Genomic DNA, 12,791 nt, shown 5'->3' on the forward strand with positions numbered 1-12,791 from the left:
TACTAGAAATGCACAGTTTGATGACGGACTGTCTGCTTATATTTCTTGACCGCATGCAGAAAATACCTAGACAGTTCCGGCTGCCATAACCACAAAATAATTGCCAGCATGACCAGAAAATCCGACAAAGGCCCTTCGACAAGCAGGCCGACAAAAGATAATAATGCGATAGCAACTCGGGTATTATTGTGCAGCTGCTGGTATTTAGTTCCATTTTTCATAACTCCCCCTTTATACCAATACGTATAAATACTCGGGCAGCTGTGTTGATTGAAAAGTTATTAAGCTGTATTTCCCGGACGGTATTTCCTGCATAAACGGACTGGTATTAATAAGCTTTCTATATATCTTTATCGGCCGTAAACAGTTATATATAAGCTTATAGAGTAATTTGGTTTAAACAGAGTTACCTTATAACCAGCATTTCTAAACAGGGAACAAAGAGAGTTAACCGCCTTCACTGCTCATTTTCATAGTCGCCGAGCAGCATTGCATCAAACATCTGCTGATACCTTCCTGACTCCTTAAGCACTTTCAGGCCGTTATTAAAATCCGTCAGAATTTTCTGACGTTCATGAGACGGCAGCTTCTTAGAGATCATTAAATGATATTCGGACTCATAGACCGGGTTAGGATGGTTAGTTATCATCTGCGCTTTAGATCGTACAAATGAATTATTTAATATTGTGTATCCCACCACCATCTCCACCATAATTAAATCTACCCGATCCAGCATGAGTTTTTTGATATTCTGATGATCACTGGTCACCGTTTCTGTGCGCAGTGTTTTATCTTTGATTGCCTGCTCAAACATCTCTCCATAGGAATAACCGTTCACTATACCTATGCTGTAACCTTTTAAATCTGCAATTGAAGACCAGTCGAAAACAACATCATTTTTATAAAAAAACACTTTCTTCTGAGTTATCATAGAGTCAGAAAAAATAAATGATTTTTCTCTCTGCACTTTTTATCCAGCACAGAGTAACATCCGAAACGGCATTTTCGGTGACACTTAACGCCCGTTTCCAGGGATAATATTTGATCTGTGTTTGATAGCCGGCCAGCTTAAAAGCCTCTGTAGTTACATGACCGCAAAAACCGCCGTGTTTTAAGTTTTCACCGGAAAACGGCGGCCACTCGCCGCTGGCAACTTTGATAATATTCCGGGCATATGCAGTCATGGCAAGCTGCATAAACAATACGAAAAAAATTATTTTTCTCATCATATTCTCTCTGAGCTTAAAGTATAAAAAAAGGGCTGACAGATAAAAGTATAGACGCAATTATTGCCATAAAGGCAGACATCCATAATTCAAGCAAGACAATTGTAATCAGTTTGAATAAGGCAGTTATCAGATCATCATATCAATATGCTGAACTCGCCCGGCACTACCATTTTCACGGGTAAATTCAGCACTTTTCTGAGCCATACCCAACAAGCGTCCCTGTTCATCCCGATATTCCCGTACATCTTGTACCGCCTGCAGTGAAATAGAAGATATACCGACATCAGCTACCGCCAGCAGCTCCCCGCCGGGGCGCCAGACTTTCAACTGCGCATATACGCTGTCCTGACTGTCAATAACCTGATCCGAGTTTTCATCATACTTTGCCAGATCTACAAAACCATTACCGCTTTGCGGACCGAATAACTCCGAGCCGTCATCAACCTGTGCATTGCCGTTATTATCCAATGCAATAAATGCCGAGCCGGCAGCCAGTTTAGGCACCCAGTCTTTATCTCCGTCAGCATCAAGATCAAAGTAAAATTTAGCACTGTCCAGATCGGCAAACTCACGGCTAAGATTGATTACCAGCGGATCAGTCAGCTGCTGTTCAGAGGTTTCATTGATCTGCAGTTCACGGCGAGACATATTCACGTTAAGCTGTTTCGTTATTTCGAAATCAAGCGCTGCAGACTGTCCCTCCAGAGACTCTACCTGACCATGTACGTTTAACGTCGACACGCTGGTTGACTGCACTACAGATACATTGTTTTCGGGTTTAGGGCTGTTTTCAGACAGCTCGATTCTTTTACCTGTCATATGCTCTATCAGCAGTTTCATTACCAGCAGCTCTGCCTGTAAAGTAATCTCTGTCGGATAATCAGCGATATTCTCAGCTCCTGCAGCAGAGGTCAGCGGCTGTGAATCGGGCTGAAATGCAAAGTCATTAAGGGACTGCACATTTAGGGCTAAGGTTGAAACATCCATAACAAACTCCTCCTCCCTAGGCTATCGGCCGGCGGGCAGACGGATTTAAGAACAAATTGTTATAATAAATGAATTGAAATAACCAAAAAAATACCCGTTACCAATCAAAATGCATTTATCAGTCGCTAGCTCGGACACCAAGACAAGGCGCAACACGATGACCTTTCGAGCGATTAACTTCGTTAATCCTCTATCGGTAGGATTAAAATAAAGACTTTAATCCTTAAATAGCTAGCCCTTATCGAAGGTTGCAACGCAGTATTGGCTTTCGAGCTAGTGACCCACGGGGCAAGCCGAGAGACAAACATCTTCTTTGTTGTGAAGTCTCGATTTAACCCGTTAGATCTTCACCTTCACGCCTAGAACCTGTTCACCTCTCGGCTTGCTGATTTTTGCATCTTGAATGATAACGGGTATAAACCAATGAAACGAAGATTATGCAGTAGGAAAGACAAAACGAAAAAAATGTAAAATATATATAATTTAACACTTGATTATTCTACATAAGTGGTTAAGATTCAAAGCGTAATTAAGTGACGGAAAGTTTACTCACTTAGTTACTTCTCATTATTTTAGATTTATTGCTGATAAACAAAGGAGGCAACATGATTCACTTAAACATTACAAACACGTTGCGTTCTTGTAACTCTACCTTTAAGGCCCGTACTCTGTGCGCAGTTAAGGGGTTATATAAGCAATAGATCCGTCACCTAAAATAACTTTGGGCCGCGGATAGAAAGCGGCTCATTAAGTAAACATCTCTTTTTGTAAAAACTGCTTTTTATCTGCGTCCCTCTTTTAAACTCAAAAAGAGGAGAGATATTATGTCTCAATCAATCTACCTAAAACTTGCCGCGTTATTAATTAAAATTGACATCTACACTGAATCACAACGGATCCGTAGTGGTTATCGCAGAGCAAAGTTCGAACCATTTTATGCCAGCGCCCATATGCTCAAAGATATCGGTCTTGATAACCAGGGTTATGCACTGCAGACCACTTATTTAGCCAATGATCGCGCAGCTAGAACAGTGCGTCATCTAAGACGTCTGCAGCAGATTAAGTTCCCCACGTAAAACTAGCGCTGTACCTGAAAGCAGAAGGTATAGCGCTATAACCTAAGGACAGAGCTGCTTTAACATATTTTAGTTACAGCATCCCTGTCTTTATTGCTAGTGCAGGTTTTCCAGCTTCAAGAAACAACTACATAAACCAGCAGGGCAAAAGCCAGCCTCAAACATAGAAAATATAACAATACATATGTGTGAATGACTTTGTTTTGCCAAGTTGAGTTAAAGAAATCATTCAATTTATTTTTTACGATAAAATACATACAAAACAATGATCAACCTTCTATCTGTACATTGTTCACGCAATCCCCTTAGTGTATAACATCACAATAACACCTCCTATTGGGTAGTGGCCTATGTGATATACAAAAAGGATGAATAAATACTATGAATACACATTACGATATATTATCTAGAGCACTTCATTGGGTTATGGCAATTGTAATAATATATGCATCATTTGCAGGCTACGCTATGCATTTAGTGATAGATTCACACCCTAAAATATTCCATTTTTTGTCAGTAGTTAATATGTCACTAGCAACCGCAGCCAGCGGACTTTATATTATTCGTTATATATGGAAATTTTTTCGTCAGCCGTTAGTGGAGTCGCAGCAAATCCGAACGCACCAACACAGCATTGCTAAGCTGGTGCACTCACTGCTTTATTTTCTGATGTTCATCGTATTATCCAGCGGATTCTTAATGGTAAAGTATGACTATTCTTTCTTCTGGTTATTTCCAGTCGAAAATATGATCAGTAACCCTGAAATTAATGATTTCTTCTTTTTAGTGCATAGGTTTGGCTGTGCGTTTCTTGCATTGCTTGTTTTGATGCATGCCGGTGCGGCTCTGCATCATCACTTTATAAAGAAAAACAATATTATGCACCGCATGGCTGGTCCTGCGGTCTCCTACAGACCTGATAAGTAAGCTGGGCTCGGGATAAATCACAATTTAACTGAATTTAAACACGACGCACACAAAGTGTGGCAGACGCCGAATGCGCACTTTTATTTCTGATTAGCCGTCAACCAGTCTTTAACCTCTTGATAGGTTCCCTTAAACTGTATTCTGTCAGCCTTTTTATCAAGCTGGAATCGATACATAGGATCGTAATAATCATTAAGAACCTGGGTTATCCAGTTAAGATGCCCCTGTGTACTACCGCTGTTCTTCTGCTCGGTTAGAGCTTTTTGTAGAACAATATTAAGGCTGTTGAATTTCTCTAAACCTAAACGCTTACGGATACCATAAATCCCTCGATGCAGGTATTCATCATAGGCCTGCCAGCCTGCCTCTTCACCCCGGGCCGCAATGAATTTCTCGGTCATAGAAGTACAGTATTCAAAACGTAGTCTCTCCAGGCGGACTTCAAAGGGATCATCGACCACCACCATCGGAGATGTTTTCATACTGCTGAACAGCGGCAGCGGTACATGAACCGCACCAATTGACTGCGACTCGTCTTCGATAACCAGTGATCTGCTGTGCTCCGATATTCTCAGAATATCAACTGCAAGCTGATTTTCATAACTGATCTGCTTCGGCTGCGGCGTCGCCTGTTTGCCAAAACTTGAACCACGATGATTTGCTCTTCCTTCAATATCCAGACCGTTATCCAGCTCTTGAATAAGCTGCGTTTTTCCGCACCCGGTATTACCGCCGACAATCGTCAACGGCTGAGCGCTGGCCTGTTCGATTACTTCAATAAGATAACGGCGCAGGGCTTTATAACCGCCCGGCACAATATTGATATCAGTGCCGTTGTCTTTAAGAAACTGAGTAGATAAGCGCGACCTTAAACCGCCTCGAAAGCAGTAAAGCCAGGCGCTGGGGTTTGCCTGTTTAAATTCAGCCCAAGCGGCGATTCTATTTTTTATATCATGCTCAACCAGTTTATGACCAAGCACTATCGCAGCTTCCTGCCCATTATTTTTATAACAAGTACCGACAAGCTGGCGCTCACGATCCGTCATTAACGGTAAATTAACACTGCCGGGAAAAGCCCCCTGCATAAATTCGACCGGTGCGCGCAGGTCAATAAACGGCGTATCGGATAATAATAACGACTGAAATAATTGTTGATCTGTCTGATTCATTATTAGACCACTGAAATAAGAGGCTGGTCGGATGAAACTGGATGCATACTGCCAATCTGATGCAGAATTACCGAATGCAGCTGAGCAGTTTCCAGCAATACAGAAACCTTGTCCGGTGCCACGGAAATCAGCAGACCGCCCGATGTCTGCGGATCGCATAATATGGTTCTCTGCATATCACTAAGCGGGTTAACTTTATGTCCGTAACTGTCAAAGTTGCGATGCGAACCGCCGGGTACACAGCCTAGCTCCACATACTCGGCCACCGCGTCTAAAGTCGGCACAGCTGAAAAATCGACTGAAGCCGATAATCCGCTGCCTTCACAAATTTCCGAAAGATGTCCAAGTAGGCCGAAACCGGTAACATCGGTCATCGCGCTAACACCGTCGCCCTGTTCATCTAACCCGGAGAACACAGCGCCCACTTTATTAAGCTGGCACATAGTATCGCGCGCCAGATTTTTGTGCTGCGCTTTTAATAAACCTTTTTTCTCTGCCGTGGTTAAAATGCCGATCCCCAGAGGCTTTGATAAAAACAGTAAATCGCCCTCTTTAGCCTGACTGTTCTGTTTTATTTTACTGGTCGGTACTATGCCGGTGACAGCCAGGCCAAAAATCGGCTCAGGGGCGTCAATACTATGCCCACCAGCCAGAGATATACCCGCTTCATTACAAACGGCACGCCCGCCGTCAATCACTTTAGCTGCAACGGAGGCATCTATTTTATTAATCGGCCAACCGAGAATCGCGATTGCCATAATAGGTTTCCCCCCCATGGCATAAATATCACTGATCGCATTGGTTGCAGCTATACGTCCGAAATCAAAGGCATCATCAACGATAGGCATAAAAAAATCAGTGGTACTGATAATAGAGGTACCGTTACCCAGATCATAAACGGCTGCATCATCCTTATTCTCATTACCCACCAGCAGGTTGGGATCTTGAAACTTAGGAAGCGCTGACTTGAGAATTTCATCTAATACTTTTGGAGAAATTTTGCAGCCGCATCCAGCACCGTGGCTGTACTGAGTTAAACGTATATCACTAGATTCATGATCTATTGGCATTTTTGTACCTTTATCGGATTATTAAACAACACTGAGAAGTGATTGTACTCAACTGCGGGGCGGTTACAAAGTTCAATGCACTATTTATGCTGAAAAACAGCAGCAGTCTTATCTCTGCTCTAACTTAACAGTACAATAAACAACCTTATAGCACGCTTAACAGATGTAAATTCACCTTTGAAATCAAAACAGATTGCAATAAATATCGATTACGCCATAGTAACGGGAAATTATTTAACTATGTCGGAGATCAGGTAACAATGAGCCAGATAAATCTACTTTTATTATGCGGCGGCGGCGGCGATGAACATGCTATATCACTAATGTCAGCGGATTATTTTGAAACGTCTCTTGCTAAACTTGCTGATATAAATGTACTACGCATTGAACTGGACTGTAATGGACAGTACCGCACCCAGGCGGGAGATGAATGCGAACTCACCAACAGCAGACAAATCCGCTTTGCTGATAAAGATAAAGAATCATGGCCTGTTGATTACGTTATTCCCTGTATTCATGGTTATCCAGGTGAGACTGGAGACATACAGTCCTATTTAGAGCTGATTAATCTGCCCTATTTCGGCTGTAATTCCGAAGCAAGTCGCAATTGTTTCAACAAAGTGACAGCCAAGATGTGGTTCAGCGCACTGGATATTCCCAATACACCTTACCTTTTCCTTAACGATTATAATGAGCAGGCACTTGCACAGGCAGAGCCGGCATTAAAAGAGTGGGGCTCAGTATTTATCAAAGCGGCTTCACAGGGATCTTCGGTAGGCTGCTATCGCGTTGACGCTCAAGAGCAGCTAAGCAGTTCACTGCAGGAAGCTTTTACTTATTCACCTTATGTAGTGGTAGAAAAAACCATTAATGCCCGTGAACTCGAAGTTGCCGTTTATGAGTTAAACGGAGAAGTTATTGCCACTAAACCTGGTGAAATCATCTGCGCAGATAACACCTTTTATACCTTCGATGAAAAATACGCATCAAACAGCCAGGCAGAGACCAAAATTGAAGCCGAAATCAGCTTAGAAACCAGCGAACAGATCCAGGACTATGCGGTTAAAGTCTTTAAAGGCATGAAATTAAGCCACCTATCGCGTATTGATTTCTTTTTAACACCGGACAATGAAATACTGCTTAATGAAATCAATACCTTCCCGGGCTTAACACCGATTTCTATGTTCCCGAAAATGCTCGAAAATCACGGCGATAATTTCTCCGAGTTCCTATACAGCAGTATCAAAGAGCAGCTTGCATAATCTGCTTTAACAGGCGCGCAGTAAAGTTTACTGCGCATCAAAATTCGGATACTCCAGCTGCCATTTCTGATAAATTTTCTTTAGTTCTCCTGATTCGTGCAGCCTTTCAATTCCCTGATCCCATAAACGGCTTAATCTTAAGCCCTTCGTAGAAGATGAAAAACCAGGATAACAGGTAATAACCTGCAGAGGCTGAAAGTTGTACTGAGACATTTTGATATCGCTGTTTTTGTCCAGCTCAAAATCAATGTTAATCTTAAAATCTAGAAAAAAATCAGCCCGTTTCTTGCGCAGTAGTGTAAGTGATCTTGTACGGCTGTCGGTCTTGATAAGTTGTGCATTAATACCCTGTACAAAAGGTAATATACTTATCTCTTTATTGAGAGTAACAGTGTGCTTATCATGCAATGCTGTCCCCTGCCAGTTACTGATAACCTGCGGATCAAAAAGTGCACCTAAGCTCTCCTGCGCCCAGGCATATTGCGGTTTTATAAAGCCGCTGACGGGACTACACAGGGAAAACAGATCCATTCGCCCTTCTCTGACAAAGTTAATTCCGCGCTTGTAAGGTAAAAACCTATGTACAAGTTCAAACTGCGGCTCAGGGTAAACCGCATTTAATAAATCAAAATAGGCCCCGCGGCTGTCCTTCTGGCTGACTTTCGGCCAGATTTCGCTTGTCCAGGTTATTACTGTCTGCGGTGCAGCCGAAACTGCGCCCGGCAGGTACTGCATCATCAGCACAATACCGGGTAATGTTTGTTTTAATCTATTTGAGGGCATCTTGTATCTGTTATCTCTGCGCTTATTCTACTGTAAACTCTTTTTCAGCAGCCTACGTTCATGTGAACAGCTTGTTAATTTACCATGCAAAACATCATTCGCATTGTGCCGTAGTCGCATATTTAATATTTAGCAGTAACAAATCAATATAATCTTATTATTTACTGCGCTAAGAGCAGCCGGCGGTGGCCGGAATCGACATCCTGCGTTTATGTATATCCTGCCATACAACAGGAGCAACCATTATAAACAGCGCAATATTTGATAAAGGTAATGCCAGCCATACCCCGCTGACACCTAACCATTGCGGCAGGAAATATAAAAAAGGCAGCTGAATCAGCATATTACCAATAGATATTGACAGCGCTTTTACCCCTTTGCCAACCGCCATAAAATACACAGACGATAGAACAATAAATCCATCAAGACACATCGCAAAAAGATGCAGACGGATCCCGGTAATTGTCTCATTTGTTAGCGCAGCATTATTATTATTAAACAGACTGATTAAAGCATTTGGGAAAAGATTAAGCACTAACAGCCAGATTAAGCCGGATACCACCACAAGCTTAACCGCCAGCAGCACTATTCGCTTTATATTTTTCTGCTCTCTAGCACCATGATAATAACTGACCGGCGGCTGCATACCTTCGGCTAAACCTTCCGCCAGCAGGTAATACAGGGTCATCAAATATCCAACAATCGCAAACGCACCGACCGTTAAAGGAGAGCCATAGTGCATAAACAATCGATTATGTAGAGCAACAATAAAACTGGTATATAAATACATAACTAAACATGAAGCGCCGAGAGTAATGATCTGTCCCATCAGCCTTGGATTGAATGTTAACCTGCCGCGGGTAACTCTTAATGCAGAACGGGATGAACAGAAATAAAGTATTGCACCGATGCACACAACCAGCTGTGCAATTACCGTTGCAGCAGCCGCTCCCTCCAGCTTCCAGTCCATCACGCCGATAAACAGATAGTCTAAAACGATATTAATGACTGCGCCGCATACCAGTAAGGCGGTAGCAATATTCGGACTCTGATCATTGCGGATAAGCAAAGGTAAAGACGATGCACCAATAGTGATCAACGAATATTGTGCCAGAACGGCCACATACTGTAAGCCAAGCTCAAAAGTGACATCGTTAGCCCCCTGCACCAGCAGTAAGCTGCCGCCGAACAAAGACAAGACTGTATAAGAGAGAATACCAAGCACAATCATCAAAACAAATGCGGCTCTCAGTGCCTGAGTTCCACTGTGATTATCACCTTCACCGCGCTTAATGGAAATTAAAGTACCGCAGCCCATTCCAACCATCAAACCTAAGCCACTGACCACAAATACTATCGGCCAGGCCATGTTAATCGCGGCCAAGCCTTGATAACCGACATAGTGACCGACAAAAATACCGTCAATAATCTGATAAAGGCCGTTTACCAGCATAGCGGCAATCGACGGGATCGCATAGCGCCAGAATAAGCGTATAATTGCCTTATCGGATGCAGTGACTCTTTTGTTGTTTTGTGCGGCTATGATTTCCACAATCAGTCCTTTCTATAAATTAAACAGATGCTATTATCCTTCATAATCAGATTGATGAAAGCTAGTAGCTATCCGCTATTCGGATAGAACAACGGCGCGCTTAGGAGAAAATATGAACTGGACACTGGATCAACTTGAGGCCTTTGTAACCTCAGTAAAGCAAGGTTCTTTTTCAGCGGCGGCCAGACGGCTGGGTAAAGCCCAGTCACGAGTCAGCACTGCGGTTGCAAATTTAGAAGCGGATCTGGGTTTTGTCTTATTTGATCGAAGTACAAAACTACCGCAGTTAACAGCAGCCGGTGAAGAGATGTTTATTGAGGCACAAGCTGTTTTAGAACAGTGCCAGCGCCTGCAGTCACGAGCATTAACGGTATCAAGCGGCGAGGAAATTTCCTTTACGATTGCGATGGACGAAGCGGTACCGATAGCGGCTTTTGAAGAATTTTTCCAACTGGCGGCGATCGAATTTCCCCTGTTAAAAATGACCATCATTAACGGCTCTCAAGAAGATATTCCCCTATGGGTGGATAAAAAAAAGGCTGATTTAGGCATTTTATTTCACTTAAAAACCCTGCCTGACTCACTGCAGTTTATGCCGATTGGTCAGTTCAGTCACTCACTGGTGGTATCACCCGCCCACGCTTTAGCTGCTGTTAATGAACCAACAGCAGTAGATCTCAACCGCTACCGTCAGCTGGTGATCTGCGACCGCAGCGGCGCAACACAGGCGAAAGCGATCTCTTCTAACCATTGGCATATCGATAGTTACTATTACATCACCGCCCTGGTGATCCGCGGCCTGGGATGGGCATTAATACCCGAGCATATCGCCAATGAACAATGGTACAGTGAGCAGATAACTAAGCTGTCGGCTAGAAATATTACAGACTCATTACTGGTAGAAATGGGAGTGGTAAAGCGTTTAGATCAGGGAGTTGGACCGATAATGGACTGGATGCTCTCAGAAATGCAAGAGATACTCAATAAAGAAAAATAAAAATCCAGCCTGATTACCGCGGCAGGTATTTTAAGGCAATTCCATAAAACTGTGTTTCCCTTATTACACGCAGGCTGTCCCATATCTGCTGTGCTAACTGCGGATGTTTCTGTACAAAACCATGCGACAGCATTAAGTAATAAGGCTTAACCGCAACGGCAGGTGTCACCTTTGCCGCCTGCTGATACTCCTTAGGGTATGCTTGTAATATTGCATCCCCCGTCACCTCCTGGAGTACAATTCCTTCTACCCGTCTGCGTATCAACATTTCAAAAGTCATTCTAGAGCTTAGAGATTTTATTACAGTGATCCCTTTATTCTCTAAATCCCCAACAATTGAATAACCTAAAGGAGCGGCAATCTTCGAAGCATTCAAGTTTGTAAAATTCTGTCCGTCCCAGCTTAGAAGCGAATCTTTTAAAGTATACAGTGAATAAGCGATGGTAATTGTTCGGCGAGCTGTATCTATCGGACCACTGTGACTACCATCGGTGGTGGGATACCAGCCCGCTTGTAAACGTTCGGATTTGTAACTTGCGTTAAAGATGCCGTCTACGGAGTTGGCACCAAGCTCCTTTAAACAACGGGGCCAGGGGCGGCGAAGCAGCGTTATTTCTAACCCGGGTATTGACTGTTCAAGCATCTGAATCATTTCCACAGTAATGCCGGGCTGCAGCTTAGGGACAGAGTGAGAATTTCCCATATAATAAGGCGGCTGCGCTTTATTTTCATAGGCGATAGTCAGCTGCACCGCTCCAACTTGAAAAATGACACTATATAAGCACAACACTGCAGCTGGCAGTAAACAACCGTACATCACAGCGCCCCTTAATTAATTGTTCATGGATTTAAGAATTGTTCAATAACTAGATATAATCAAACATTATAACTGCAATGAGACTGAATCTTAAACTACGCATAAAAAAACACCCAGTTTACAAAACATAAACTGGGTGTGTATTACTTAATTTACCGGGTTAATCTTAATTATTGATGATGCGATTTAATAATCACATCAATAAAAAAGTACATCATATAAGTAAAAATAACACCGCTAATAGTTAACACGCTGATAGAAACATAATCCATAATAAACTCCTGTTTTCTGTACGCAGAAAGAATAATGAATAATTACAGTCTAAATAACTTGTCCTTTAAAAGTAGAAATCATCTTCAATTAATGGACTGATTGACAGCAATTATTACAAGTTAAACGAGTATGGAATACGCCGTTCATCACAGATTACTCAATTACTTAAATTAATTAGCTAAACAGTAAAGGTATCAACAGCCGCTAAAATAACAGGCCCGATAAAAACAGCGGAAAACCAGGAAAGAATGTCTATTCTGAATCATCTTAACCATTGGCTGTTTCCTTATTCCTTACACGGCAAGATCATTATAAATTGAACTTTTCCTCCAACTAGCGATCTGATCACCATATACTAACAATTCGCTATTTGGTGATAATAATGAGCGCTACTTTTTTGAAATACTTCGATTCCATCTCAGACCCTCGTATTGAACGATGTAAGAAACATAATTTACTCGATATTCTTTTACTCGCTATTAGTGCCGTTATGTCTGGCTCTGAAGGCTGGGAGGATATTGAAAACTTCGGCCATATAAAGCTTGATTGGCTTCGTCAATATCGTCCTTTTGAATCCGGGATACCTCGGCATGACACTATTGCTCGTGTTATCTGTCGTTTAAAAGCAGGTGAAATTGAACAATCTTTT

The 12,791-nt window shown here is 42.4% G+C and carries 14 protein-coding genes; 5 read left to right on the top strand and 9 right to left on the bottom strand.

Going from position 1 to position 12,791, the window contains the following annotated elements; genetic code table 11:
* Positions 1 to 2: 2 nt before the first annotated feature.
* From G327_RS0116165 to G327_RS26170, 4 genes are all read right to left on the bottom strand, one after another.
* The gene (locus tag G327_RS0116165) at positions 3 to 221 is read right to left on the bottom strand and encodes a hypothetical protein (protein ID WP_019615842.1); all 219 of its coding nucleotides are present in this window, start codon (positions 219 to 221) and stop codon (positions 3 to 5) included.
* 236 nt (positions 222 to 457) lie between these two features.
* Positions 458 to 967 (bottom strand): substrate-binding periplasmic protein, encoded by a 510-nt coding sequence (locus G327_RS0116170; RefSeq protein WP_019615843.1) that lies wholly within the window; start codon positions 965 to 967, stop codon positions 458 to 460.
* Entirely contained in the window at positions 936 to 1,226 is a 291-nt protein-coding gene (locus G327_RS0116175) for a type 2 periplasmic-binding domain-containing protein (RefSeq protein WP_019615844.1), read from the bottom strand. Before G327_RS0116175 ends, G327_RS0116170 begins: the two co-directional genes overlap by 32 nt.
* A gap of 129 nt (positions 1,227 to 1,355) precedes the next feature.
* A complete protein-coding gene (locus G327_RS26170; RefSeq protein WP_019615845.1) occupies positions 1,356 to 2,216 on the bottom strand; it encodes a hypothetical protein in 861 nt (286 codons plus the stop codon).
* 824 nt (positions 2,217 to 3,040) lie between these two features.
* On the opposite strand from G327_RS26170, the gene G327_RS0116185 reads away from it, so the two are divergent.
* The gene (locus G327_RS0116185; protein WP_019615846.1) at positions 3,041 to 3,292 is read left to right on the top strand and encodes a hypothetical protein; all 252 of its coding nucleotides are present in this window, start codon (positions 3,041 to 3,043) and stop codon (positions 3,290 to 3,292) included.
* 381 nt (positions 3,293 to 3,673) lie between these two features.
* The gene (locus tag G327_RS24935) at positions 3,674 to 4,219 is read left to right on the top strand and encodes a cytochrome b (protein ID WP_019615847.1); all 546 of its coding nucleotides are present in this window, start codon (positions 3,674 to 3,676) and stop codon (positions 4,217 to 4,219) included.
* Positions 4,220 to 4,299: 80 nt separating this feature from the next.
* Here G327_RS24935 and mnmH read toward each other — a convergent pair whose 3' ends face one another.
* The gene (gene mnmH / locus G327_RS0116195) at positions 4,300 to 5,388 is read right to left on the bottom strand and encodes a tRNA 2-selenouridine(34) synthase MnmH (RefSeq protein WP_019615848.1); all 1,089 of its coding nucleotides are present in this window, start codon (positions 5,386 to 5,388) and stop codon (positions 4,300 to 4,302) included.
* A gap of 2 nt (positions 5,389 to 5,390) precedes the next feature.
* Positions 5,391 to 6,458 (bottom strand): selenide, water dikinase SelD, encoded by a 1,068-nt coding sequence (selD, locus tag G327_RS0116200; protein WP_019615849.1) that lies wholly within the window; start codon positions 6,456 to 6,458, stop codon positions 5,391 to 5,393.
* Positions 6,459 to 6,718: 260 nt separating this feature from the next.
* Here selD and G327_RS0116205 point away from each other — a divergent pair, with 260 nt between their 5' ends.
* A complete protein-coding gene (locus tag G327_RS0116205; protein ID WP_019615850.1) occupies positions 6,719 to 7,720 on the top strand; it encodes a D-alanine--D-alanine ligase in 1,002 nt (333 codons plus the stop codon).
* A 27-nt stretch (positions 7,721 to 7,747) separates the two neighbouring features.
* On the opposite strand, the gene G327_RS0116210 is transcribed toward G327_RS0116205, so the two are convergent.
* Complete coding sequence (locus G327_RS0116210) at positions 7,748 to 8,503, bottom strand: type 2 periplasmic-binding domain-containing protein (RefSeq protein WP_019615851.1); 756 nt, start codon at positions 8,501 to 8,503, stop codon at positions 7,748 to 7,750.
* 169 nt (positions 8,504 to 8,672) lie between these two features.
* Positions 8,673 to 10,055 carry an MATE family efflux transporter gene (locus tag G327_RS0116215; RefSeq protein ID WP_019615852.1) on the bottom strand — a complete coding sequence of 461 codons (1,383 nt, stop codon included), beginning with the start codon at positions 10,053 to 10,055 and terminating at the stop codon, positions 8,673 to 8,675.
* 112 nt (positions 10,056 to 10,167) lie between these two features.
* Between G327_RS0116215 and G327_RS0116220 the strand changes: the two genes are divergently transcribed.
* Entirely contained in the window at positions 10,168 to 11,052 is an 885-nt protein-coding gene (locus G327_RS0116220) for a LysR family transcriptional regulator (protein ID WP_019615853.1), read from the top strand.
* A 13-nt stretch (positions 11,053 to 11,065) separates the two neighbouring features.
* Here the strand turns inward: G327_RS0116220 and G327_RS0116225 are convergent, their stop codons facing one another.
* A complete protein-coding gene (locus G327_RS0116225; protein WP_019615854.1) occupies positions 11,066 to 11,869 on the bottom strand; it encodes a substrate-binding periplasmic protein in 804 nt (267 codons plus the stop codon).
* Positions 11,870 to 12,524: 655 nt separating this feature from the next.
* Between G327_RS0116225 and G327_RS0116235 the strand changes: the two genes are divergently transcribed.
* The coding region (locus tag G327_RS0116235) for an ISAs1 family transposase (protein WP_019615856.1) at positions 12,525 to 12,791 on the top strand (267 nt) is incomplete at its 3' end.

This window comes from Psychromonas ossibalaenae ATCC BAA-1528, from assembly GCF_000381745.1.
In the GTDB taxonomy this organism is placed as follows: Bacteria; Pseudomonadota; Gammaproteobacteria; order Enterobacterales; family Psychromonadaceae; genus Psychromonas; species Psychromonas ossibalaenae.